The 25,404-nt window shown below is 51.6% G+C and carries 22 protein-coding genes and 1 tRNA gene; 6 read left to right on the forward strand and 17 right to left on the reverse strand.

Features of this window, described 5'->3' with window-relative positions; translation table 11 throughout:
- Window positions 1–87: 87 nt before the first annotated feature.
- The 12 genes from B5G27_RS10405 to B5G27_RS10475 form a co-directional block, all read right to left on the reverse strand.
- Window positions 88–474, reverse strand: a complete 387-nt coding sequence (locus B5G27_RS10405) for a cysteine-rich VLP domain-containing protein (RefSeq protein WP_002596231.1) — start codon at window positions 472–474, stop codon at window positions 88–90.
- A complete protein-coding gene (locus tag B5G27_RS10410; RefSeq protein ID WP_002596230.1) occupies window positions 464–2,089 on the reverse strand; it encodes a relaxase/mobilization nuclease domain-containing protein in 1,626 nt (541 codons plus the stop codon). Before B5G27_RS10410 ends, B5G27_RS10405 begins: the two co-directional genes overlap by 11 nt.
- Window positions 2,061–2,459: a plasmid mobilization protein gene (locus B5G27_RS10415; RefSeq protein ID WP_087178822.1), complete on the reverse strand. Its 399-nt coding sequence runs from the start codon at window positions 2,457–2,459 to the stop codon at window positions 2,061–2,063. Before B5G27_RS10415 ends, B5G27_RS10410 begins: the two co-directional genes overlap by 29 nt.
- Window positions 2,460–2,956: 497 nt before the next feature.
- Window positions 2,957–3,169, reverse strand: coding sequence for a helix-turn-helix domain-containing protein (locus tag B5G27_RS10425; RefSeq protein WP_002586615.1), 213 nt, complete (start codon window positions 3,167–3,169; stop codon window positions 2,957–2,959).
- Window positions 3,162–3,584, reverse strand: a complete 423-nt coding sequence (locus B5G27_RS10430) for a sigma-70 family RNA polymerase sigma factor (protein WP_002586616.1) — start codon at window positions 3,582–3,584, stop codon at window positions 3,162–3,164. Before B5G27_RS10430 ends, B5G27_RS10425 begins: the two co-directional genes overlap by 8 nt.
- 171 nt (window positions 3,585–3,755) lie before the next feature.
- A complete protein-coding gene (locus B5G27_RS10440) occupies window positions 3,756–4,523 on the reverse strand; it encodes a class I SAM-dependent methyltransferase (protein WP_002586626.1) in 768 nt (255 codons plus the stop codon).
- 50 nt (window positions 4,524–4,573) lie between these two features.
- On the reverse strand, window positions 4,574–6,493 hold the full coding sequence (tet(W), locus tag B5G27_RS10445) for a tetracycline resistance ribosomal protection protein Tet(W) (protein WP_002586627.1): 1,920 nt from the start codon (window positions 6,491–6,493) through the stop codon (window positions 4,574–4,576).
- 611 nt (window positions 6,494–7,104) lie between these two features.
- Window positions 7,105–8,271 carry an aminotransferase class V-fold PLP-dependent enzyme gene (locus tag B5G27_RS10455; RefSeq protein WP_087178823.1) on the reverse strand — a complete coding sequence of 389 codons (1,167 nt, stop codon included), beginning with the start codon at window positions 8,269–8,271 and terminating at the stop codon, window positions 7,105–7,107.
- 218 nt (window positions 8,272–8,489) lie between these two features.
- Window positions 8,490–9,422 (reverse strand): selenium metabolism-associated LysR family transcriptional regulator, encoded by a 933-nt coding sequence (locus B5G27_RS10460; RefSeq protein WP_087178824.1) that lies wholly within the window; start codon window positions 9,420–9,422, stop codon window positions 8,490–8,492.
- A gap of 1 nt (window position 9,423) precedes the next feature.
- Window positions 9,424–10,590: a selenide, water dikinase SelD gene (gene selD / locus B5G27_RS10465; RefSeq protein WP_087178825.1), complete on the reverse strand. Its 1,167-nt coding sequence runs from the start codon at window positions 10,588–10,590 to the stop codon at window positions 9,424–9,426.
- A 17-nt stretch (window positions 10,591–10,607) separates the two neighbouring features.
- On the reverse strand, window positions 10,608–11,318 hold the full coding sequence (gene yedF, locus B5G27_RS10470) for a sulfurtransferase-like selenium metabolism protein YedF (protein ID WP_087178826.1): 711 nt from the start codon (window positions 11,316–11,318) through the stop codon (window positions 10,608–10,610).
- A gap of 303 nt (window positions 11,319–11,621) precedes the next feature.
- Window positions 11,622–12,959: an IS110 family transposase gene (locus B5G27_RS10475; protein ID WP_087178827.1), complete on the reverse strand. Its 1,338-nt coding sequence runs from the start codon at window positions 12,957–12,959 to the stop codon at window positions 11,622–11,624.
- A 364-nt stretch (window positions 12,960–13,323) separates the two neighbouring features.
- Here B5G27_RS10475 and rbr point away from each other — a divergent pair, with 364 nt between their 5' ends.
- The 6 genes from rbr (at window position 13,324) to trhA (ending at window position 19,537) form a co-directional block, all read left to right on the forward strand.
- On the forward strand, window positions 13,324–13,923 hold the full coding sequence (gene rbr, locus B5G27_RS10480) for a rubrerythrin (RefSeq protein ID WP_087178828.1): 600 nt from the start codon (window positions 13,324–13,326) through the stop codon (window positions 13,921–13,923).
- A gap of 235 nt (window positions 13,924–14,158) precedes the next feature.
- The gene (locus tag B5G27_RS10485; protein WP_162611232.1) at window positions 14,159–15,595 is read left to right on the forward strand and encodes an ISLre2 family transposase; all 1,437 of its coding nucleotides are present in this window, start codon (window positions 14,159–14,161) and stop codon (window positions 15,593–15,595) included.
- A 165-nt stretch (window positions 15,596–15,760) separates the two neighbouring features.
- Window positions 15,761–15,845 (forward strand) — tRNA-Leu (locus B5G27_RS10490).
- A 148-nt stretch (window positions 15,846–15,993) separates the two neighbouring features.
- Window positions 15,994–17,571, forward strand: a complete 1,578-nt coding sequence (locus tag B5G27_RS10495; protein ID WP_087178830.1) for a DUF975 family protein — start codon at window positions 15,994–15,996, stop codon at window positions 17,569–17,571.
- A gap of 217 nt (window positions 17,572–17,788) precedes the next feature.
- Window positions 17,789–18,733: a carbamate kinase gene (arcC, locus tag B5G27_RS10500; RefSeq protein ID WP_087178931.1), complete on the forward strand. Its 945-nt coding sequence runs from the start codon at window positions 17,789–17,791 to the stop codon at window positions 18,731–18,733.
- A gap of 144 nt (window positions 18,734–18,877) precedes the next feature.
- Window positions 18,878–19,537 carry a PAQR family membrane homeostasis protein TrhA gene (gene trhA / locus B5G27_RS10505; protein WP_087178831.1) on the forward strand — a complete coding sequence of 220 codons (660 nt, stop codon included), beginning with the start codon at window positions 18,878–18,880 and terminating at the stop codon, window positions 19,535–19,537.
- A 130-nt stretch (window positions 19,538–19,667) separates the two neighbouring features.
- Here the strand turns inward: trhA and bilS are convergent, their stop codons facing one another.
- The 5 genes from bilS to B5G27_RS16445 all read right to left on the reverse strand — a co-directional run bounded on the left by bilS (window position 19,668) and on the right by B5G27_RS16445 (window position 25,106).
- Window positions 19,668–20,327: a flavodoxin family protein BilS gene (gene bilS, locus B5G27_RS10510; protein WP_330399051.1), complete on the reverse strand. Its 660-nt coding sequence runs from the start codon at window positions 20,325–20,327 to the stop codon at window positions 19,668–19,670.
- Entirely contained in the window at window positions 20,293–20,769 is a 477-nt protein-coding gene (locus B5G27_RS10515; RefSeq protein ID WP_087178832.1) for an NUDIX hydrolase, read from the reverse strand. The genes bilS and B5G27_RS10515 overlap by 35 nt, the downstream gene beginning before the upstream one ends.
- 85 nt (window positions 20,770–20,854) lie before the next feature.
- Window positions 20,855–22,627: an ABC transporter ATP-binding protein gene (locus B5G27_RS10520; RefSeq protein WP_087178833.1), complete on the reverse strand. Its 1,773-nt coding sequence runs from the start codon at window positions 22,625–22,627 to the stop codon at window positions 20,855–20,857.
- Window positions 22,620–24,371, reverse strand: coding sequence for an ABC transporter ATP-binding protein (locus tag B5G27_RS10525; RefSeq protein ID WP_087178834.1), 1,752 nt, complete (start codon window positions 24,369–24,371; stop codon window positions 22,620–22,622). Before B5G27_RS10525 ends, B5G27_RS10520 begins: the two co-directional genes overlap by 8 nt.
- A 168-nt stretch (window positions 24,372–24,539) precedes the next feature.
- Window positions 24,540–25,106, reverse strand: coding sequence for a hypothetical protein (locus B5G27_RS16445; protein WP_242958291.1), 567 nt, complete (start codon window positions 25,104–25,106; stop codon window positions 24,540–24,542).
- Between the last annotated feature and the right edge of the window lie 298 nt (window positions 25,107–25,404).

The raw sequence follows: 25,404 nt of genomic DNA on the forward strand, positions 1-25,404 counted from the left end.
CGTATTGTCACGCATTAAAACGCCGTTTCCGGGGGAAAAGGATAAATGTATCGCGTACCCTTTGACACCCACGAAAAAAGCCTTGATTTATGCGGGTTTGAAAGGCTCTAAAGCGTGACATCTCTGCCTTTGTTTCCGCTTTCTCTCGGCGGCTTTGATTTTCTTCATGCGCCCGGCGCAGTCGGGGCAGTATTTTCCCCGGTTGGATTTGGGGACAAAGGCCGCCCCGCAGACGGCACACCGTTTCCGGCTTCCCCGGCACAAGAGGGCTGCGGCCAGCTCCCCGTCAAGGGGCAGGACAGCCACACGGAACCAGTGGCACATGAGGGAAAAGGAAATGCTCTGGACGCACACGCAAGGCTCCCCGTCGTCCAATAGCAGGCAGTTCCCCTCATCGTAGTTACAGCACTCATGTACCAGCCGCCGCGCCCGCCGGTGCTGGCGGTAGTCCATGTGGGGCAGGTTATCGCTCATGGCTCTGCTCCTTTCTGCGGTGCGGCTCGTCCCGGCGCAAAATCTGGTCGATGTTCCGCTTGACGGTCTGCAACTCCTTGAACCGCTGTTTCTGTTCGTGATAGGTGTTATACAGGCCGTCTTTCTCGGAGATAAGCTGCTCGATCTCGGCCTGCAACGCTTTCCGGGCGGGCAGCTTGGTAATGCCATGCGCCTTGAAATACCGGGCTGCTGCGTCGGCTATGATAAAATCGCTCTCATGGGCCTGCCGGTATGCGGCGCGGGCTTTCTCGGATTTCTGTGCCCGCAGCCCGTCGCGGGCGGCCTTGGTCTGGGCGTAGGCCAACACCTGCCGCTGCAACTTCTTTTTCCCTTGCAGCTTCGTTTCCAGTGCTTTCAGTTCGCCGCTGGTCTGGCGCATTTTCTGATAGGCGGTGTCAACGGCGGCTTCTAACTGCTCCGGGGAAGTAAAGCCGTATTGCTGGTAGACGGACAGCGTTTTGGCGGCCTGCTTCAGATTGTGTATCTTCGCCCAGCGTTCATAGCCCCGGCCTTTGCCCTCGGCCATTTTCTGCTCAATGTCCACAAGCCGCTGCACTCCGTCCTGTTTCGGGGCGGCTATCTCGGCTCTGGCAACCTGCAAGCGGTCTTTTATGGTGCGTGGGGGATCGGGGGATCTGGCTGGCGCTTCGGCTGCTCTGGCGGCGTTTTGCTCTAAAACGGCAAAGACAGCGGCGCGGTCAAAATCGTCGCCCAGCTTCCGGGCGGTAATTGGCTTTGTCCTGTCCGGCGTGAGGTAGGAAAGCCGCCCCCGGCTCTCCTTGACGGTCACACCCTCCTGCAGCAACAGAGAGGAAAACTCGTCAAAGCTGGCGGCGGTGGCAAGGGCTTTCCGTAGGGTCTGCCGCAGCTTCTCCTTGTTCGTTTCAAACTTGGTCTGCCGGGGCGTGATACTATCGGCAATCATGGGGGCGTTCTGCTTGTCCAGCGCGGCCTGTCCCTTTTTCTGCGCCCAATACTCCCGGTCGGTGACGCGGTTCTTGCTGCCGTTCAAGAGGTCGATTTGATAAAGCCCCTCCCGGTGGCACATCTCCATGACTTCGGATTTGAAGTAGCGCAGGGCAGCGTCGGTACATCGGTGCTTGCAGCCGACTTTCGTATCGGCCGGCCTGTCCATGTAGGGCAGGAACGGCACTTCCTCAATCCGCAGGCTGTTTATGACGATATGCACATGAATGTTGCCGCTGTGGTTATGCCCGTCCGGGTGGGTGCAGACAAGGGCCTGGTGGCCGGGAAAATGCTCTTTACAGAATTGTTCCCCCAACGCCTGCGCCCGGTCTACGGTCAGGCCGTTGTCCGGCCCGTCCCGCGGGTCAAAGCTGATGATGTAGTGGTGGCTTTTCACATCTTCCCGCCGCTGGTTTTTCTGATAGCGGAGATTGGCCCGCATACACGCAACGGCAAAATCCTCCCCGTCGCAGTTCAGCGTGGACAGCCGGTAGTCCTCGCGGGGGATAAGCCTGCCGGTTTCATCAAGGACGGGCTTCATGGTAAACTCGTCATGCTCAAAGAGAAGATATTGCTCGGCGGCTCCGTAGTCGGCGTTTTTAGAGTTGATATGCTTGAGTGTTGCCAACCGCGTCACCTACTTTCTTGAGGACTTCATACTTGAGGACGGCAAGGTCGGATATGACGGCGCGTACCTCGCCGGAAAGGGTGTTGTAGGGTACGCCGTATTCGTTCAGATACCGGGCAATCTGATTGAGGTTGCCGCCGATCCTGCCGTACTCGGCTGTCAGCTTCCCGACAGCGGAAAGCAACTCGTCATTGACCGACGACACATGGACAACCGGGCGTATGGTCGCCCGCCGTATCGCCTGCCGGAGAAATTCGGACTGGCTGATACCATAGGGCGCAAGCCGCGCTGTGAAGTCGGCATACTCATCTTCGGACAGCCGGGTTTTCACAACGCGGCTGCGGTGGGGCGTGTTGTATTTCTTTCGCATGGTGTGACCTCCTTTCTCGCCCGTAAGGGCGCATGAGCAGGGTTTGGGGAAGGCACTCCCCAACAAGTTTCCCGCGAGGGGCAAAACTGCAGAATTGCGGATTTTGGCACCGTGGTAGAAACTTGCTCTCCGTGACTGCAAACTTTCTCTCACTTCCGTCCGCCACTTTTTTGGAAAACTGCAACCACAAAAGTTTGTTTCTCTTTTTCTGCTACTACTAATCCTGTAAAGGGCATTCCTGCCCGCTTTCGCTAAAATGACACCGGACGCAGTGGTTTCTACCCGGTGTTGGAGAAATCCTTTCTCTTTGCCCTCTACTACGGGTAAATGCTCCAAATGCCAAACACCAGGGCAGAAAAATTCCCTCCTCGCTTACTACTACAACCGGCAGGGGGCAAAATGGCCGGGAGCGGAGCCGGACAACAAAAAAAGCAGTAAATCTTTTTCAAGACTTACTGCTTTCGCTGGCCGCGTCGGTGGCGGCTGGTATTCAGTTTTTATGACTTGTCCGGTGGTTCGTCAAGCCGGAACTTGAATTGACAGTCAATTAACCGCTGCTTTACATAGTCCTCCACCTCGGCGTTGACCTGCCCGTTCACTTTTGAGAAATAGCGGATATATCCGGCGTAGTGGAGCAGGACAGCGTTCACGGCTTCTGGGTCGCCCTCACGGGCTTTGAGGATTGTTTCATAGGGGAGAAGTCTACTCATACCGGCTCACCCCCATTTCTTCGCGTAGCCGCTGCAAGGCAAGCTGGATATGCCGCCCCGCTGTGCTGCGTGACCGGCCAATACACGCGCCGATCACGCGCTGCGGCTGGCGCAGAAAGTAATAGCGCAGGATTTCTTCCCGCGTCTGCTCCGGCAAAACAGAGATCGCGTCGGCAAGGGCGGCGTTGCAGAGCAGGACGGTCTGACCGCAGACGGTAAATGGGTATTCCTCGTCCGGCTCCGACGCGGCAAACTGGACAAACTTCTCGTTCATCAGATAGTCAAGGGAAACTTGCCGTTCCCATTGCCGTTTAAGCTTCAAAATCTTGTCCAAGGCGGCACAGCGGATAACAGTCTTGCAAAAGGCGTTGTACCTGCGCTGGATATATTCTTGATAGGCTATCTGGTCGGTCATGGAAATTCCCCTTTCTGAATAATAGTGCGGGGCGGTGGCACTTCTTGCTGTCGCCCCTTGATTGCCTACCAGCAAAGGCGGGCGGGGCTGTCAACGGCTGCGCATATGCGCCGTTCATCTTGACCGTTGACTGGCTCGGCTGGGTTTGCTATTTACCCGACAAACTTGAATTTATTTTAAGCTATCACGTTTTACCTTCTTAAGCCTTACTATCATTACCATAGGAATTTCTTTGTTGGTTTTAAAACATTCTTCATAAAATCCATCAATGACAAATCCAGCTCTAAAACAAAGGTTAAAAATATCTTGTATGGAACGATGATAATAAATCTGCTCTTTCGGTTGCCCTTCAATCGCTATATCATAGTAACTGTGCGGTGTCATATATTTTTCAGTCAACGTGACAAAACAAGGGTGTTGCGTTGCAAAGACAAAAATTCCGCTTTCCTGCAACAGTTCATAAACAGCCATAAGAAGTGGTTCAATATCCGTAATATCCATAATTGCCATATTAGAAACTGCTTTCGTAAAGGCTCGATTTCTTTTTAATTCTAATATACTTTTTCTATCGGTCGCATCCGCCACACAAAATTCAATTTGTTTTGCATATTGTGATTGCCGTCTTTTAGCCAATTCTATCATTTTTTTGCTGTAATCAAAAGCGACAACCGAAGCGCCTCTTTGTGCAAGATACGAAGAATAATTTCCATTGCCACACGCAATATCCAAAATGTAATCCGCAGGATTAGGAGATAGAAGTTCCGTTACTTTGGGACGCACTACCTCTCTGTGAAATTCATTAGATTCGTCACCCATTGCATTATCCCAAAATTGTGCGTTCTCCTCCCAGATTTTTTTACTTTCCTCTGTTCCCATGTTCTCTCCCACTCCCCAAATTTGCTTTTTTGCTTCCATTAAATCTTCCTTACTATATTCCATTGTTACCCTCCATAACTTCTGATTGTTGCCGTCTTGACGATTATGTATCTTTACATTACCTTCTGAAACATATGGCGCACCTTGTCCAGGCGGCTGTTTGGACGGCGGGGCTGGATGACCGGCTGACCGACAGCGGCCTGATATCCTTTCAGCTCTGTAAGGCATACGCTCCGCCCGTTGGTGTAAAAGGCCAGATCAGTACGGTATGCCTGTATACAGCGGGCGGGAATCTCGCCAGTAAAGACAACTTCATCCTTTTTTACCTGGGCCGTTTCGATGGTGGCACAGTATTTCGGTGCATCATGATAAGCCCTGGAAAGGTATTCCTGGGGCGCATAGAGGATGAAGGAGAGATAAGGTTCCAGCAGCTGCGTCCCCGATTCCTTCAATGCCTGTTCCAATACAATCGGGGCCAATGAGCGGAAGTCCGCCGGCGTGCTGACCGGACTGTAATAAAGCCCGTATTCAAAGCAAATCTTACAGTCCGTTACGTTCCAGCCGAACAAGCCCTGCTCCAGCCCGTAACGGATACCATCCCTGACAGCGTTTTGAAAACTCTGGTTCAAGTATCCCAGCGAAACCCGGCTCTCGTATTGTACACCGGAGCCAAGCGAGAGTGGTGTAACAGACAGTCCTATGGATGCCCAAAACGGGTTGGGCGGCACCTCGATATGGATGGTGTGGCTGGCTGCTTTGAGCGGCCGCTCCATATAAATGACGGAGGGTTCCTTTACCACTGTTTCAAGCTTGTATTTTTCCGACAGCAAAGCGGAAACAACCTCCAACTGCACCCGGCCCAAAAAAGAAAGAATGATCTCATGGGTGATGGAATCCACTTCGCAACGCAAAAGCGGGTCAGTATCCGCAAGTTGCGTAAGAGCGTCCAGCAGCCGTTCTCTTTGCGCTGCCGTTTTCGGCGCAATCGTCGTCCGCAGCATGGGGAGGGGGTCCTCGCGCCACCTTTTACGAGGGAGCCGGGTTTGGTCCCCTAATACATCGTTTAACCTCACGCTGTCGCTGGGAAGGATAACAATTTCACCCTGATAAGCGGTGTCTGTCCGAACAATTTCCCCTTTGGATGGAATACGCATCTCTGTGATTTTCAGCTTTTCTCTCCCGGCCAGGGCCACCGTATCCCGCAGGCGCAGCGTTCCGCTGTATAACCGTAGATAGACACGCCGCTGGCCGCAATCGGTGTACTCAACCTTGAAAACGCTGCCGCATAGGGCGGCGCCCCCCTGTTCCCCAATCGGTTGGAACAGCCCTGTCACCGCATCCATCAACGGTTGAATGCCAAGGCCATTTTTGGCGCTGCCATGATAGACTGGGAACAGGGAGGCGTCTTGAACCCGCTGCTGTTCCTCCCGCGCAAGTTTTTCCCGGCTGATTGGTTCTCCTGCGATATACTTTTCCAATAATTCATCGTTATTTTCGATGACCGCATCCCATGCTTCTATGTCGGTATTTTCCTCCAGGACTATTTCCGGGGACAGCGACACCGTCTGCTTGATGATAATATCGGCGGAGAGCTTATCCCGAACAGACTGAACCACGCTCTGCAAATCAACGCCAGCCTGGTCGATCTTGTTGATAAAGATAACGGTGGGAATGTTCATTTTCCGCAGGGCATGGAACAGAATACGGGTCTGGGCCTGCACGCCATCTTTAGCGGAGATCACCAAGATGGCCCCATCTAAAACAGCCAAAGAGCGGTACACCTCCGCCAAAAAATCCATGTGGCCGGGCGTATCCACAATGTTAACTTTACATCTGTGCCACTGGAAGGAAGTGACTGCCGCTTGAATGGTAATCCCACGCTGCCGCTCCAAAAACATGGTGTCCGTCCTCGTTGTCCCTTTTTCGACGCTCCCCGGTTCTGAAATGGCTCCGCTGGCATATAGCAGGCTCTCCGTCAAGGTCGTCTTTCCAGCGTCTACATGGGCAAGAATTCCAATATTGATTATTTTCATGTGATTGTCCTCCCTTTACAGCCCCAAAGGGCATAAAAATCCCCAGCAGTAAAATACTTTTACCACTGGGGATTATAAGTTGCGGACATACACATATACAGCATACACCTGTTTGTGATTGCTGTTTTTGGGGATATGTCAAAATTGATAAGGCAAAAGTATTCTTAAATTGGGTACAAAAAACTAAGCCCCTACAAAAGGAGCTATCATAATCCTTTGTTCCCACTATTTGATTATAGTTTTATTTAAGAATACCTTGCCGCATATTTTTTACTCCTTTTCTGGATTAAATCATTGTATCACATCAGTTTTAGGAAAGCAAGTACCTAAAAGAAATTTTTCTTCCCCTTATATGTAACAATCATACCGGCTTCCTAGCGTTCAGAATGTTTTCTGCTGTCTGCTGTGGTGTTTGGTTGGAATTGTCCAACCAAAAGCCGATCCGTGGTGTTGTCTGCATTTTACTAAATACAAATTCAATGTATACAGAAAGATATAAGGAGTGGGAGGGATTCCGCCGTAGTTGGCATTGTAGGAAAATCCAAAAGTTTAGATTTTCCCACAATGCTTATCTTTTGGTCTTTGGTTCGGAATAGTGTAGTGCTGGCGGTCTATCTCTTGTTTTCGGTTGCTTGCTTCCTTACCGTACATGAGCATTCTCTCACGGCTTCTATCGCAAGATCCACTTCCTCTTCGGTATTAAAGAAGGAAAAACTGAACCGCACAGTTCCCTGCTCCACCGTCCCCAGCGCCCTGTGCATCAGAGGCGCACAGTGCGCGCCGGGGCGCGTAACGATCCCGTACACTGTGCTGAGTTCGTCACTCACCTCGGAAGAGTCGTAATCCAGGATATTCAGGGATACGACAGGAGCCCGCTTTTCTGTCTCAAGATCCCCGTACACTGTGACTCCCGGTATCCGAAAGACTCCGTTATAAAACCTTCTCATCAGGGACAACTCCCTCTGCCTGATCCGGTCCATGCCGGTCTTTTCGATCCATGACAGGGCAGCGCCCAGCCCGGCGATACCGTGCCCGTTCAGAGTCCCCGCCTCCAGCGCCGTGGGCATCTCTGCAGGATGCTTTTCATTATAAGTATCGATCCCGCTCCCGCCTGACAGCAGCGGGCGGATATACACACCTTCCCTGACATACATCCCGCCTGTCCCCTGGGGACCGAGCAGGCTCTTATGACCGGTAAAGCAGAGTACATCGATCTGCATTTTCTCAACATCGATGGGCCAGACTCCCGCGGTCTGGGACGCGTCCACGACAAAAAGAAGCCCGTGCCGTTTCGCCATAGCTCCCACTCTTTCCAGCTCGATCATATTCCCGGTCAGGTTGGACGCATGGGTGCAGACGACTGCTTTTGTATCCGCCTGTATCGCTGCCTCCATCTCCTCACAGGAAATCCTTCCCTTCCCATCACAGCCGAGGATCGTAAGCTCCACGCCATTTTCCCGGCATTCATAGAGCGGCCGCAGCACGGAGTTGTGCTCCAGCACTGTGGTAATTACATGATCTCCTCTGGAAAACAGGCCCTTCAGCGCAATATTCAGGCTCTCTGTCGAATTCGCAGTGAATACGATCCGTCTCGGATCTCCGGCATGAAAAAGACGCGCCAGTTTTTCTCTGGTGCCGTAGATTATCCTGGAAGCGTCCAGCGCAGGGACGGACGCCCCTCTTCCCGCATTTCCCATCGTATCAAAGGCGGCCATTACAGCCGCCCTGACTTCTTCCGGTTTATGTATCGTAGTTGCCGCATTGTCCATGTAGATCATAGTATCTTTTCCGCTTCCTTCCGCTCTTCCGCCGGTTCCCCGCGCCTTTTTCCCGCGGGTCCTTTTTCTGCGATAGTTCCGCTGATATCAGTATAAACTGCGCTGCCGCACCCGTCTAATCGAAAACCGCGATAACTCTTTTTCACTTATAGATAATATCTATAAATCAGTGAGCTTATCCCCGGCGTGACAGCTCTCATTTATCTTACAGCTCTCTTTTATCTTACAGGTCTCTTTTCCTTATAGATTTCTTTTACCTTATAGATCTCTTTTACCTTTCGGATCAGCTTATCCGCTGCCGGGAGCACCGGATAAGCCGCGTCAAATACAAGGTTGACCGACCGGCTTCCCCCTTCCGCTCCCAGAGGGAATTCCAGGAGCTTTCCCGCGCGCACGTCATCCTCAGCCGCAAGCCCGGACAGGATAGAGATCCCCATCCCGCTCCTGACAGAACGTTTGATCGTCTCCTGATTCTCCATGACAGCCGCAATACAGAACTCTGCCATATCGATCCCCATCCGGGAAAGGAGCCTTGCAGTCTCCTTTCTCGTGCCTGATCCTTCTTCCCTTAAGATCAGCGGCTCTTCCCTGATCCATGCCGCCACATCCGCCCCCTGCCTGCTGAGGAAACGCTCTGTGGCAGGAGTGATGATGACCAGTTCATCCTGATAAAACGGCAGGTAAGTACAGCCGCCTTTTTCCAGGACAGTCCCCGTGAAACCGACATCTGCTTTATGGGTCAGGATCATGTCCACCACGCCTGCACTGTCCGTCTCAAATACCTTGAGCTGCTCGCCGGGGTATTTCTCCCGAAAAGATGACAGGATATCCGGGAGTAGATACTGGGACGGGACAGTGGACGCTGCGATCCGCAGTACACTTCCTCTCCCGCCCGCACCCAGCCCGAACCTCGCCCGGATCTTCTGCTCCAGTTCCAGCATCTGTTCCGCGTAGGCATAGAGTTCCTTGCCCGCCTCTGAGAGCGCGACTCCCTTTGTACTCCTCACCAGGAGACAGGCATTGAGTTCCTTCTCAAGAGAAGCGATATGCGCGCTCACTGTGGGCTGGGTAAGATAAAGCAGCTTCGCGGCAGAGGAAAAGCTCTTCATCTCCGCCACCTTCACAAACGCTTCCAGCTGTTTCAGATTCATGTCATTTACCCTTTCCCAGGCAGATCCTGCCGCTCTCACACCCGCTCTTTACTACCCTGCCGACAACGGAAACCTTTGTCTCCATACCGGCCCGGTCGAATTCCTCCAGCATGCTCTCTGCCTCTTCTTCCGGCACGGCGAGAAGGAGCCCGCCCGAAGTCTGGGGATCACAGAGAAGATCCAGCCACATCTCATCCGGGCCACCTGCATCTGTGCTACCTGCATCTATGCCGTCTGATCCCGGGTTCCCCGCATCCGGACCGCTCACTTCCAGATCGCCCGTATCCAGCATCGGCGCCACATGCTTCCGGTTCCGGTACGCCCCGCCCGGGATCAGCCCCATCTGTGCGTATTCTTTCACTCCGTGCATGTAAGCCACATCTTCCACATTAATCTGAATCACAGCGCCGCTGGCCTCCGCCATCTCGGAGCAGTGGCCGAGCAGCCCGAATCCGGTCACATCCGTACACGCATGGACCGTGAATTTCCGCGCCGTCTCTTTTGCCTTTTTGTTCAGTGAAGTCATGACCCGGATCACTTCCCGGGCAGACTGCTCAGACGCAAGCTGCGCCTTTACCGCTGTATTCACGATGCCGCTCCCGAGCTGCTTCGTCAGGATCAGCACATCGCCTTCCCGGCAGCCGTAATTCTTATAGATCTGATCCGGGTGGACAAATCCTGTGACTGCCAGTCCGTATTTCGGCACATCGTCCTGGATCGAATGCCCGCCTACGAGCACAGCCCCCGCCTCGCGCACTTTATCCGCGCCGCCCCGGAGGATCTCCCCCAGGATATCCGGGTCCAGCTCCCCCGGGAATTCCACGATATTCAGGGCGATCTTCGGCTCTCCGCCCATGGCGTAGACATCGCTGAGCGCATTGGCCGCCGCCACCTGGCCGAATGTATACGGATCATCTACCACCGGCGGGAAAAAGTCCAGCGTCTGTATCACCGCCGTATCTTCCGTTACTTTATAGACCGCCGCATCGTCCGATGTCTCAAATCCCACAAGCAGGGACGGGTCACTGAACTTCGGCAGCCGCTCCAGCACCCGGGATAAAGTGTCCGGACCGATCTTTGCCGCACATCCCCCGTGCTTCACAAATTGTGTCAGCCGGACATTTCCCGGCTGAGCAAGTTTTCCTGATCGAGGAGATTTTCCGCTCATATCTGTTCCTCCTCTCTCTACGGACGGATCACGCTCATCGCTCCCTGGAGCGTTTCTACGATGCTGTACATATTCGTCACACTTCCGACCGCCAGCTTATCCTTGAGCCCATAGAAATCCAGGCACGTCCCGCAGGTCATGATCTCCACGCCCTGCTCTTCCAGGGCTTTCAGGTCGGCCAGACACTCTGAGCCCTCGACAGTCAGCTTTGCGCCCCCATTGTAAAAAAGCATCTTATCCGGCAGCGTATCGAGCTGTGTGACCGCGAAGAGAAAGCTCTTCATCAGGATATGGCCCAGCTCATCGCTGCCCTCTCCCATCCGGTCAGAGCCGATGGCAGCCACTGTGCCGATGCAGGAAGCGCAGCCCGGCGCTCCCTGGACACCTGCCGCCGCTGCCGGATCTGCTGCGTTGCCGCCGTCCGCGCCCGCATTCCCGTCCGACGCTGCTTTCCCGTCCGCCGCTGTCTTCCCATCCGATGCTGCCGGCGCGCTGTGCTTCCCTGCGTTTTCTCCCACTGTGATCAGCACCCGGTACTCTCTCTGGGCGAGCTGTTCCTGTTCCGCCCGGGCGCCGGAGCTTTTCGCCAGCTTCATGACATTGCGCACCGCGGTCTCATTGTCCACCAGGACTTCGATCTGCTCCGGTCCGGTCAGCGCGTCCATCGCTTTCTTTGTCTTAACGACAGGGATCGGGCAGATATCGCCCATTGCATTTACTGTGATCATGTGTTTTTCCTCCTCTATTTCCTGGCCGGCCTGTCTCCACTGCCGGTCCTTCTGATGATCCGAACTATATATAATGTAATACACTGTCCCGGTTTTATCAACAAAATAAATGAGTTGGAAAAATCCTGGTATATTTTCGGATTTTGACAGCATACTACTTAATAAAAAAGTCCAGCTAAGAAATGTCAAGAGGTGATATGAAAAAAATTAATTTTTTACAATAGCGCAAAAAATGGTAACCTTAACAGACCATTCCGATATATTGGATTGGTCGCAAACTAAATATTGAGAATGCCGTGCTGATTATGCGGCTTTTCGTATCTTATCTGGATGCTCTGCGGCAAAGCGCCTGCAGTGCTCCTCCGGAGTGATGACCTCGAAGGGTTTGTTATCCCGAAGCATGGCAAAAATGATGTTGCAGATTTTATGCATGACAGCGCCCATTGCTACCGTCTTTTTCTTGCCGGAACACTTCCGGGTGTAATAGTCGTAAACCACAGGATTCACAGGCGTGCCGCTTCCCTTATCAACTTTTACGTTATTGAGCGCGACCATGTGAAGGACCCGTCTGGCAAGGCTGGAGCCACGTTTGGACATATGGACTTTATCGCCATTGAGTTTCCCAGACTGTTTGACGGCAGGATCAAGCCCAAAGTAAGCATAAAGCTTTTTCGGGGAAGAAAAAAGTTTAAAATCGCCCATCTCCGCAATCAGGACGATTGCGCTTAAGAAACCGATCCCGCGCAGGGACTGCAGAAGGCAGATCTGGTCGTAGATCAAAGTATCCTGCAGCCGGTCGACCGTCTCGTGGAGCGCCTTCAGGAGTGCGTCCAGATGCTTCTGGTATTCCTGGTAAGTATCGATATAAAGGCGAATGCGGACAGCATTGCTTGGAAGCGCCCTTCCGAAAACAGCAGCATCCTGTGCGGCAGCAATGATGGTGTCATACTTACGCAGGGCATAAGCTTCGCCAAAACGTGCTGTGCTGCGGATGATCTTCACGATATCGTCTTTAGAAGCGGCAAGCATGTCTTCAGCAAGAGGATAAGAGCTTAGCAGCTTTAAGGAAGACTGTGTGGTGACTTTGCTGAAGACTTTCGCATAAGCGGGGAAAGACACTTTCAGTTCCGCAGTAAGTTTGAGGGCGACAGCAGACTGGAGGTCCTTGAAATAATAGTAATCACGGACCAGGTTCCTCAGATCGACAACGGAATCATCCGGAATGATGGAAGTCTTAAGAGAAACGTTCAGGCCGACAAGGGCAGCCTTTTTCGAGTCGAATTTATCATTATGCAGTTTCCTTATGTTGATATTTGTGCTATTCTTAGTGATGATAGGATTAATGACTGAGCAGTCAAACCCCTTATCACGAAGGAAGCACAGGAGCGGGATGTGGTAGATCCCGGTAGACTCAAGGAAGCAGCGGCTTTTGAGAGAATACGTTTCTTGTGCTTCTTTTATTTTTGCGACAGCAAGGTCTCTGGACCTTGGATCAGAATGGACGATCTTAAAGGGCTTCCCGATAAAAGAACCGTTAGGGAGGGCAATAGACATCCAGGTAAAATCAGCGCCAACATCAAGGCCGACAGAGAGGTAAGAAGAAACGCTGTCAATCAATGTAAGTAATCTTTTGTAATGCATAGTAAACATCCTTTCCGGCAGGCATCCATTTCCAAAAGGTGGATACACAACCTAGCGGCTTATACAGGTATAGCCTGAGGCTTCCCAACCAGCCAAACCATAAATCACCACCGAATGGACAGACAGACTTTCTAAGAGGTTTCCCCGGCGGGAGGCCGGGTCCCAAGGAGGCGTCGTCAATCGCCCTGCCTCAGTGATTATACCTCATGATCTGATCTGATGCATCATGGAAGCCTCAGACACGGTAAGGAACAATAACTTCTGATGGAGAGAGAATCCCTCCTTCAGTTATTCATTTAGACTTTGTAACTATTAACCCGTAGTCATTATTGACTACACCATTATCATACTAGGAGGTTCTGACATGTCTGTTAATTTTTCTGAAAGCAGGACAAAAGAAAACCTGATGCGTGCCTTCGCAGGAGAGAGCCAGGCCCGCAACCGCTATACGATCGCGGCGGAGCGTGCCGAAGAGGGTGGGATGCTCACGATCGCTGATGTATTCCGCTATACCGCAGACCAGGAGCGCGCCCATGCCGAGAGGTTTTACAGTCTTTTAAAAGACCTTTCCGGGGAGACCGTGCACATTGATGGCTCTTATCCGATCGACCAGCAGGATACGCTTCCGGAGCTGCTGCGGGCTGCGGAACACAATGAACACGAAGAGTACGCCGATGTATACCAGGCGTTCGGAGATACCGCAAAGGAGGAAGGGTTTTTAGAAGCCGCGTCCGCCTTCTATCAGATCGCTGAGATCGAACATGTCCATGAAAAACGGTTCGGCGCACTGGCGGACATGCTGGGATCAAATATGTATTATCATTCTGAACAGGTATCCAGGTGGATGTGTACGAACTGCGGCTATATACATGAAGGTCAGGCTGCGCCGAAAGTATGCCCTGTGTGCCGGCATGAGCAGGGATATTTTCTCCCATATGCAATGGCCTGCTACAAACTGCCATAAACAGGAGATCATCTTGGATACAGGACCAGAACTGACGCGCGGATCACGGCCGTGCTGTTACTAGATCAGCCGGAAATCAACCTTACGAAAAAATAAAAAGTTAGTGTATAATTATTATTGGCAAAAATAGGAATTATTCCTAAATAAAAAGGGAAGCAGAGAAAATCCCCACTTCCCAATCATACAGTTTTTCTTTATGATGTTAGTTGCGAACAAAACACGTAAAGGAGACTGTATGATGAAATCTATTGTAGAAGAAAAAATGGTATCTTTCAAGGTGCTGGAGCAGAAAGTTTTTTCCTATGTTTGCGAGTTGGGTAGGATGATCACCCAGATCATTCTGGAAAACTATGATGACGAACTGGCAAAAGAGAGAGATAAAAAGGCTTACAGGAACAAAGGCAAACGGGAAACCTCGATCAAAACTGTATATGGGGAAGTGACCTATTCCAGAAGAGTTTACCGGACAGAACAAGAGGACGGAAGGACCGCCCACATCTATCTTCTGGATCAGGCGATGCAGATGGAGAAGATTGGGCTGATCTCTACGAACCTTGCAGAAAAGATTGCCCTTACAGTAACAGAATCCCCTTATCGTGTCAGCGCAGATATAATAAGTGATACCTGCGGGCAGACGATCAGCCATGGGGGTGTCTGGAACCTGATCCAACAGCTGGGAGAACGGATCAGCGAAGAGGAGGAATACGCGGTACAGCAGATGGAAGCAGATCTGGCGGAAGGGAAAAGAGCAGTTGGTATTCTTTTTGAGGAGATGGATGGTGTGTGGCTGCGGATGCAGGATTCCACGCATAGAAAGGCACCGAAGCAGGAAATGAAGGTTTTCACGATGTATGAAGGGTGGGATTCGGATAACCCGAAAAGGAGCAGCCTTGTGAACAAGAAGATGCTGGCGGGGATGGAGAAAAGCGGTCAGTTCCATCAAAAACGGGAAGCACTGATTGAAAAGATCTATGATGCAGATGAGATCGGTCAGCGTATCCTGAACGGAGATGGAGGAAGCTGGATCAAAGAGGCCTATGACCCGGAGGTTATCTTCCAACTGGATCGGTTCCATATTTATAAGGAGATTAAAAAGAATATCCGGGATGTAGAAGCTCAGGAACGGATCAAAGAGCTCCTGGAGCAGAAGAAAGTAGAGGAGATGCTGGAATATATCCAGGTCTATGCAGACAGCATAGAGAGTGATGATCCGAAAGATAAGGGGAGCAAAAATGCAAGGGAATTATACAAATATCTGTGGAATAACCGGGAGGGGCTGATTCCATACCAGGAAAGGGGAATTGAGTTGCCTGACGCACCAGAAGGGATCATATATAAAAACATGGGAGTGCAGGAGAACCAGAACTGTACGGTGGTCACAATGCGGATGAAGCATCGGAGGATGAGATGGTCCGTACAAGGGGCAAATAACATGGCAAAAGCCCTGTATCGGAAGGAGAACAGGGAACTGATCGATACGATCGAACGGTATACAGATGGACTGATATTCACGATGCAGATGGAGGAAATCGTCAAAACGCTGAGTGCTGCGAAAGCACCGAAGAAAGACGGGAAAGGGAATCCGTATATAGATGCCATCACACATCATATGCCACTCCTGGATGCAATGCGGACAGCATCAAGAAGAGCTTTTGAAAAAGCCTTCTGTTAAAAGAAAGAAAGGTGAGCGGAAAAAATCCAGGGAAAATTATCTGAAAATAGCAGAAATAAACTGACATCAACAAATAAGAAAAAGTGCCAACGATTACTTGACACATACAAATAAAAATTAGGGGTTTACAAACCGTTCTTCTTATGGTAGAATACCATTTGTCGAGCGGAAGTGGCGGAATGGCAGACGCGCTAGATTCAGGTTCTAGTGGGAGTTTTATCCTGTGGGAGTTCAAGTCTCCTCTTCCGCATTGCCAGAGAAAGGATCCTTTAAAAAAGGGTCCTTTTTTATGTCATCTCTGTATATTTTCTGATCTCACGTGCATTTCGCCCTGCTTGCAAATCCCCTCTGGATAAATTATAATATAGTATCATTGATTTCCCGGGAGGCGGACCGATATGTGGATGAGGACTGAGCTGAAAAAAAAGGCGCGCACACTGCTGAAACAGAATTATTGGAAAGCAGTCTCCGTCTGCTTTATCATCGCTATGCTCACCACAGCCTACCCTGTCTCAACGACATTTATATCTCTGCAGAATATCTCCGTCACAGCTGAGCCTGACGCTGCCTTTGCCCTCGACATGCCGAACTCCGAAATTGTCATCCAGACAGTCAGCCACTTTTTTGAAGGCGTGTCCCTGCCCGGGATAGGTGGCCGCATCGTGAGCGCTGCCGGGCAGATCATGATCGATATGTTTTCGAACCATATCACTCTTTTCTTTAATATCCTGCGCTCAGCCAACGCTTTCCTCAGCGAGGGCGCCAGCATTGGTCTGATCCTCACTGCCGCCGGGCTCCTGCTCGCATTTTTATACCAGATATTTATCAATAATCTTCTCCTGATCGGTGAGAAGCGCTTTTTTATGGAAATCCACAGCTACAGGGGGACCATGATCTCAAAGATCTTCTTTCTGTTCAAGCTGCGCTGCCTGCGCAGGCCTGCATGGGTCATGTTCTGCCGTACCCTTTTTCAGTCTCTCTGGGATCTGACGATCGTCGGCGGTATCATCAAACACTATGAATACAGCATGATCCCTTTCATCCTGGCTGAAAATCCGCAGATCAGCCGCCGGGATGCGTTCTTCCTGTCCAGACAGCTCACAGCGCACAATAAATGGAGACTGTTCCTCCTGGACCTGTCTTTTGCCGGATGGACCGTCCTCTCCGTCCTTACGCTGGGACTCCTCGAATTTTTATTCGTAAATCCTTATATCGCCACATGCAAAGCTGAGCTCTACCTTTCCCTGCGCAGGAATTACGTGCTGTCCCGCGCCCCGGGATACGAGCGGCTGAATGACTCCTGTCTGGAGCATGTGCCCTCTGAAGATGAACTGCTGATCCGCAAGGCTCTTTATGACGACTCAAAAGGCCCCTATACAAAGATTTCTTACTTTGCCCCGGAACAGTACCCGGTCTTCCTTTTTTCTGTCCAGCCGCCGCTGCGGGCTGTCCGCTCCCCGTTAAAAGCCGGGCGGAAATATGATGCGTGTACTATGCTTTTCCTCTTCCATGCGTTTTCTCTGTTCGGATGGCTCCTGGAAATGCTTGTACACCTGGTCCAGAACGGGACATTTAACAATGATACTATGTTTTTCGCGCCATGGGTGCCGCTGTACGGGCTATTCGGCATACTCTCCCTTGCACTCACGAAGCGGGTAGTCCAGAAGCCTGCGCTTGCATTTGCGGTATGTTTCGCAGTATATTCCCTGCTGGAATATACTTCAAACTTAGTGTCCGACCTTCTTCTCGGCTTCCCATTCCGGGATTACAGCGGATTTTTACTGAACCTGAACGGGCGGATCTATCCGGGCGGTTCGGCCGTCTTTGCACTGCTCGGCTGTGGGTTCATCTATTTCCTCGCGCCAAAATGGGCCGAACAGTTCGAGAAGGCCGGACGGCCCGTAAGGTGGGCAGTCTGTATCATCCTGACCCTGCTGCTTGCCGCAGACACTGTCTTCGCGCCCCTGCGCAGCTGAAACAACGCGGAAATCTCCGCCTGGCTTATGCTGCCGGTATGCCCCGGGACTGGGCCCTGGGACTGATGCGCGCCGGTATTGATTTTTAACGCAAATAATAGTAAACTTTCTATAAGTTATCTTTTCGCAGATACAGGCAGCTGACAGGCATCTGCGGTCCGGCTGCCACTGTAAATAATATGCCGTCCGAAAGCAGGCGGCGGAAATGGAGAATACTATGAAAAAAAGAGTTGTCGTAGCCCTGGGACACCGGGCTCTCGGGACCACGCTCCCGGAACAGAAGATTGCTGTAAAGCACAGCGCAAAATGCATCGCAGACCTTATCGAAGAAGGATATCAGGTCGCGATCACACACAGCAATGCACCGCAGGTGGGGATGATCCACACTGCCATGAACGAATTTGCAAAGGCGCATCCCGAATACACGCCCGCGCCAATGTCCGTCTGCTCTGCAATGAGCCAGGGTTATATCGGTTATGACCTGCAGAACGGCATACGTGAGGAACTTTTGAACAGAGGGATCTACCGCACTGTCAGCACGATACTGACCCAGGTGATCGTGGATCCCTATGATGAGGCATTTTATACGCCGACCAAAGTGCTGGGGAGATATATGAACGCACAGGAGGCGAATGAAGAGCGTAAGAAAGGGAACTACGTGATCGAGGAGGCGGGCAAAGGGTTCCGCCGCGTTGTATCCGCTCCTAACCCGGTGAAGATCGTAGAGCTTGACGCTGTCAATGCCCTTCTCGATGCCGATCAGATCGTGGTTGCTGCCGGCGGCGGAGGCATCCCTGTCATGGAGCAGGACAATCACCTCAAAGGCGCCAGCGCGGTCATTGAAAAAGACCTGGCAGCCGGGAAACTGGCGGAGGGCATCAACGCGGATATGCTCATCATCCTGACAAACGTGGAAAAAGTATGCATCAACCTCGGACAGGACAATGAGCAGCCTCTGGATGAACTCACTACAGACCAGGCCAGGGCATATATGGAAGAAGGACATTTCGGTATCTACAATATGCTCCCGAAGTTCCGCGCTGCCGTAGAATTCGTCGACGGCAGGGAAGGCCGCTGCGCTTATATCACTGCATTCGACAAAGTGAAAGATGCGCTGAAGGGAAAGACCGGCACAGTGATCCGATCAAATCTCCAAAAATAAAACTTTTACAGAAAACCGGGAAATGCCCGGTTTTCTTTGTGCAATTTTTTAATTGATTTTTATGTATTCTTGATGTAATATATGCATATACTTAATATAGTTTTTAAAACCACCTGTTGCTATTACATCATGGAGGTGCATATCATGGAACATAAAAGACATATCAAAGAACCCGGCAGCGCGATCACACATTTTATCGGCATGCTGATGGCGATCTTCGCCGCGGTGCCGCTGCTGATAAAAGCGGCGCATGAACCCAGCAGGATCTACATCATCTCGCTGGCCATCTATGCGGCAAGCCTCATTTTATTATACGCAGCAAGTACGACTTATCATACATTTGATATCTCTGCGAAAGTAAACACTATCCTGAAAAAGATCGACCATATGATGATCTCCGTGCTCATCGCCGGCAGCTATACCCCTGTCTGCCTCATCGTCCTGAAAGGAAAGACCGGGATCATCCTCCTGTCCATTGTGTGGGCGATCGCGATCGCAGGCATCCTGATCAAGGCATTCTGGGTCTACTGTCCGAAATGGGTATCCTCTGTACTTTATATCGGGATGGGCTGGACCTGCGTACTGGCTTTCACGCAGATACTCAACAACATGTCCCCTGCAGCGTTCGGCTGGCTCCTGGCCGGCGGCATCATCTACACTGTGGGCGGCGTGATCTATGCGCTGAAGCTGCCGCTCTTTAACAATAAACACAAAAATTTCGGGAGCCACGAGATCTTCCACTTGTTCGTCATGGGCGGAAGCGCATGCCACTTTATCGTTATGTATGCATTTCTTCTCCCATGATCCCCTTCACTCATGATAAATAACAGCGGATAAGAAATCCCGGCTGCGAAGCACCTGCAGCCGGGATTTTTTTATCCGCCTTATTCTGAGCATACATTTATTTTTATCATACATTTTAGAAGAAGGATGCTTACAGCGCAGACAGTATGCTCCTGAGCTTTTCCAGATCAGCGCTGTCCGGGTGCGAAAGGGCCCGGTCGAAATTATCGATCATCGCCTTCATCCTCTTATCTTCCGGATCCTGCTCCAGCATCGCCTCATACCTCTTTCTCACAGTCATCGGCATCTTCCCCTGGCACATGTATCTCCCTGCCACTGTATTGTCTGATGGCAGATGTGACACTACTCTCTCCAGGATCCGGCTGAAATACTCCTCTGAGCCCCCGAAGCCAGCTGTGCCGAACAGGAAGACTCTGCTGCTGTGGAGGGATTCCAGAAATCCCGCCAATTTTGCTCCGCTGTCCCCTTTATCTGTCCAGAATCCTGCAAAGATCATCTCTGCCTCTGACAGCTTTTCCATAAATCCTTCATCCGGGACAGGCTCCCCGAAATACAGACATTCCTCTGTACTTCCATTCTGCCCGTCCATGCAGCTTTTTATCTCCTCTGCCAGTATCTTCGTATTTCCCGTAGGACTGTCATAGACCACTGCGTATTTCATACCTGTCATTTCCTTTCTGTCTGCTTGTCTTCTCTGCCCATCTTCTCTGTTTTTCTTATTCTGTTTCCCGTCCGGCCACCCGCACCACAGCTGCTCAAAGCTCCAGGGGCACGCCGTCAAGTGCCGCATACTGAAGGACATCCTCAGTATCATACACGAGCTTCAATGAGAAAAATTCTCTTCCCTCGTCGAGAAGCCTGAAAAAGATTTTATCCCCCTCCCATAATTCAAGGGAGAAGATCCTGTCCTTATCTACCCATTCCAGTTCCCCTTCATCGCATGGTATGGGAGTGCCCGTGAATCCGTCCGCCGTGTACAGCGACATATACTCTACTATGTCCTCACCGTATACGAATGTCACGATCCCACGATATTTCCAGGAAGTCAGCGTGTATCCCGTCTCCTCCCTGACCTCCCGCAGGAGACATTCTTCCGGGCTTTCCCCGTGTTCGAAATGCCCTCCCACGCCGATCCATTTATCCCTGTTCACATCGTTTTCCTTCACAGTCCGGTGCAGCATCAGATACTGCCCATCCCTTTCTATATAGCACAGTGTGCTCAGTTTTTCCATATCCTGCTGCCTCCTTCTGCTGCCCCATCCTGCGACTGTCCTGCTGTATTTCTGTCTCCTGTTTCTTTCTGCATTATCTCCACTTCTATCCCGCTGCCTGGCTCCACTGACTCTCGTACAGATGCTTATAAAAACCACCTTCTGCAAGCAGGCTCTCGTGGTCTCCCTGCTCGATGACCTGCCCGTCTTTCATCACAAGGATCACATCCGCCTCCCGGATCGTGGACAGCCTGTGCGCTACGATAAATGTGGTCCTTCCTTCCATCAGCTCTGCGAACGCTGCCTGGATCTTAAGCTCTGTCCTTGTATCGATGGATGAGGTCGCTTCGTCCAGTATCAGCATAGGCGGCCGGCACAGCATGACTCTCGCGATGCAGAGCAGCTGCTTCTGTCCCTGGGACAGCCCGCCCCCGTCCTCTGTGATCCACGTATCATAGCCCTTTGGCAGCCTTCTGATAAAGCTGTGGATATGGGAAGCCTTTGCCGCTGCGATGACCTCTTCCTCAGTGGCGTCCGGCCGGCCCATGGTGATATTATCCCGGATCGTCCCAGTCTTAAGCCATGTATCCTGGAGTACCATGCCGTACCCTGCCCGCAGGCTCCGGCGTGTCAGGTCCCGGATATCGATCCCCTCCACCTTAATGCTCCCCGTGTCTACATCATAAAATCTCATGAGCAGATTGATCAGTGTCGTCTTCCCGCAGCCTGTCGGTCCCACGATGGCGATCCTCTGCCCCGGCTTCACTTCCAGATTAAAATCCCGGATCAGCCTCTGCTCCGATACATAGGAAAATGACACATCCTGTACCTTTACATTTCCCCGGACATCTTTCAGCTCCGCCGCGTCAGGCGCCTCCGGCTTCTGCGGCTCTTCTTCGATCAGGTCAAAGATCCTCTGGGCGCATGCCACGGCATTCTGGAACTCCGTCACCACGCCGGAGATCTCGTTAAACGGCTTTGTATACTGATTTGCATAACTTAAAAAGCTGGAAAGCTGTCCCACAGTGAGGGAGCCGTTGACCACGGCAAACGCGCCTGTGATGCCGACACCCGTATACACCAGGCTGTTTACAAACCTGGTGGCAGGGTTGGTGATGGATGAGAAAAACGTTGCCCGCAGGTAAGCTTTCCCCAGCTTCTCGTTCACCCGGTCAAACTCCTCTGTGACCTTCTCGCCCCTGCCGAACGCCTGGACGACCTTCTGGCTACCGATCATCTCATCGATCAGCCCGGTCTGCTCCCCTCGGATCTCAGACTGCTGCCGGAACATGGTAAATGTCCTCTTTGCGATAAAATTTGCCACAAAGAAAGACACCGGGGTGATCAGGACCACCACAAATGTGATCTTTACATTGACAGACAGCATAAACCCGAACGTACCTATGATCGTAGCGATCCCTGTAAAAAGCTGTGTAAATCCCATGAGCAGCCCGTCCGCGAACTGATCCACATCCGCGATCACCCGGCTCACGACTTCCCCGTAGGGATGGCCGTCAATATACCTGAGAGGAAGTATCTCAATCTTCCGGAACGCCTCATTCCGGATATCCTGTACTACCTGGTATGTCATCTTATTGTTGCACACATTCATCAGCCACTGCGCGAGAGCGGTGACCAGCGTACATACCCCGATCTGCAGCAACACTTTCAACGCCCCCGGGAGGTCCACCTGCCCCGGACCGACGATGTGGTCCACTGCATATCCTGTCAGTTTGGGGATATAGAGGGTAAGCGCCACGGAAACCGCTGCCAGCAGGATTGAAAACACGACAAAGATCCTGTACTTTCCGAGACAGCGGAACACTTTGCGCAATGTGTCTGACTGGCTTCTCTTCTTATCCGTTTTCTTTTCAGCCATTGGACGCCACCTCCTTCGGGAACTGTGAATAATAAATCTCCTGATATGCCGGGCAGGTATCGAGCAGCTCTGCGTGAGTCCCTGTACCTGCTATCTTCCCATCCTCCAACACGAGGATGAGGTCCGCATACTGAATGGACGCGGCTCTCTGGGACACGATAAATACAGTGAGCTCATCCCCCATCCCCCGGATTGCGCTCCGAAGCGCTGCATCTGTCGCAAAATCCAGCGCGGATGCACTGTCGTCCAGGATCAGGATATCCGGCCTGCGCACCAGGGCCCTGGCGATCGTCAGCCTCTGCTTCTGGCCTCCCGACAGGTTCCGTCCGCCCTGTTCGATGCGGAACCCCATCCCTCCCGGCTTTGTATCAACGAACTCTTTTGCCTGGGATATCTTTAACGCCTCTTCCAGCTCCTCTTCCGTGGCATTTTCATTGCCCCACCTGAGGTTTTCCTCGATCGTCCCTTTGAAGAGGACCGCCTTCTGCAGGACCACTCCGATACGGCTTCTGAGACTCTCCACATCATACTCTTTGATCTCTTCTCCGAATACCTTCACCTGACCTGCGGTTGCGTCATAAAACCTGGGGATCAGGTTCACCAGGGAAGATTTCCCTGAGCCTGTCCCTCCGATGATCCCCACCGTCTGCCCTCTCTCCACCCGGAAAGTAAGGTCTGTCAAAGATTCAGCCGCCGCATCCTTATAAGTAAGAGACACATGTGAAAATTCCACCGCAGGGCACGAGCCTTCCCCGCCGGAACTACGGACAGGATCGCACTGTTTTTTCCCGTTTTCCATTTCCGGCGTAATCTTCAGCACATTCTCGATACGGTTGCCGCACGCCACAGCCTTCGTGACAGTGATAATAAGGTTTGCCAGTTTCACAAGTTCTACGAGGATCTGGCTCATATAGTTGATCAGCGCCACGACTTCGCCCTGAGTCAGGTCCCCCGCCTGTACCCTCAGGGCTCCGGCATAGATCAGGGCGATGATGCCGCCGTTTACGATAATATAGGTCAGAGGATTCATCAGCCCTGAGATACGTCCCACAAATTTCTGGGCGTCGGTCAGAGCCTGATTCTCTCTCTCAAACCGTTTCCTCTCATCCGGTTCCTTATTGAACGCCCGGATCACACGCGCGCCTGCGAGATTCTCCCTCGTAGTGAGGAGCACACTGTCCAGGTTGGACTGCACCTTCCTGTAGAGAGGCATGGTTATGAGCATAATGCCGAACACAATGACCGACAAAAGCGGGATCACGACCACGAAGATCAGCGCTGCTTTCACATCCACAGTAAACGCCATGACCATCGCCCCGAATACGATGAACGGAGAGCGGAGAAACAGGCGGAGCACAAGGTTTACGCCTGACTGCGCCTGGTTGATATCGCTGGTCATCCTGGTGATCAGCGTGGAACTCCCTACCGTGTCCATCTCAGTAAACGTAAAGCTCTGGATGTGCTTAAAAAGGGCGTGCCTCACCCCCGTGCCAAAGCCTGCTGCTGCCTTTGCTGAAAAATACTGCGCAGTGATCGAACAGACAAGTCCGATGATGCCGAGGGCAATGAGCACCAGGCACATCTTTACGATGTAAGGTTTGTCCCGGCCGGCGATCCCCACGTCAATGACAGCTGCCATCACAAGCGGCACGAAAAGTTCAAAAGACGCCTCCAGCATCTTAAAGAGAGGCGCCAGTATGGTTTCTTTTTTATAATCCTTCAGATAGATAAGGAGCGATCTCATATTTCATCCTGCTTTCTCCGTATTTTTTGCTTACCCGCCTATTTTATCACATATAAGGATGATCTGGTACAAAATTATCTTTTGTTTTCCAGCGCGGAAAAATACGCGCAGAAAATACCGGCCTTCGAAAAGTCCGAAGGCCGGTATTCTTATATCCGAAATCCTCTGTTATTTATTTTGATCTTCTTTTACAGATAACAGCTCCCGCTGTCCCGCATCGCCTGCATCCGAAGATCCTGTCGCCGGGATCTCAACTGCCGCTTTTTTATAGCCGCAGACGCTGCATTCTTCATGCTGGGAACCCGCCTCAGTTTCCGTGGCTTCTTTATCTGTCACCCATTCAAATGTATGGGAAGCTTCTTCCAGACGTTCTCCGCACTCCTCACACTCTTTCCAGTGCGCTGTACCGTCAGACTTCCACTCTTCTCCGGGCGAATGCCCATTCATGGGGATCGTCTTCTTCCATACATCCGTATAGGTTTCTTTATTAAAGACTGCTTCTGCTGTGTACACTGACTCTCCGTCATGCGTACAGTCTTCTTCTGTCGTACTGATACTGATCTCTGCCTCAACGGTTTCAATATGGCTGTTGTCGTTCTGGCAGATAAACTTTACGCCGGCACTGCTGTGGTCCTCTGCCCATGTCCATTCCGGCTCTCCCCATTGATGCCCGGCCGGTTCTCCGTAAACAGCCCCGCAGTTTGCGCAGACCGCTCCATCTGTGCATGTATCCACACCGCCGGAATGAGCATTGACTATGATCTGCGATCCATCTTCAGACAGCCACAGGCAGCGGGAACCTGATCCGTTAAATTGGAATTTGAAAACCATAAAATTATGAGTGATTATTGCTCTCCGTAGGTTATCAATAAAATCCTCCAAAAGCCTTGAAAATAAAGGATTTATCGCAATGTGTTCGCCTTATCTCTTTATATGATTTCACACAAGTTTACTCTTTCCCTGATTGCTCATAAGGGCAAATTCAAGGGCAAGAAAATCTGATAACAAGATATAACAGAGTGTGGCAATCGGA

The organism is Lachnoclostridium sp. An76, from assembly GCF_002161355.1.
GTDB classification, from domain to species: Bacteria; Bacillota; Clostridia; order Lachnospirales; family Lachnospiraceae; genus Mediterraneibacter; species Mediterraneibacter caccavium.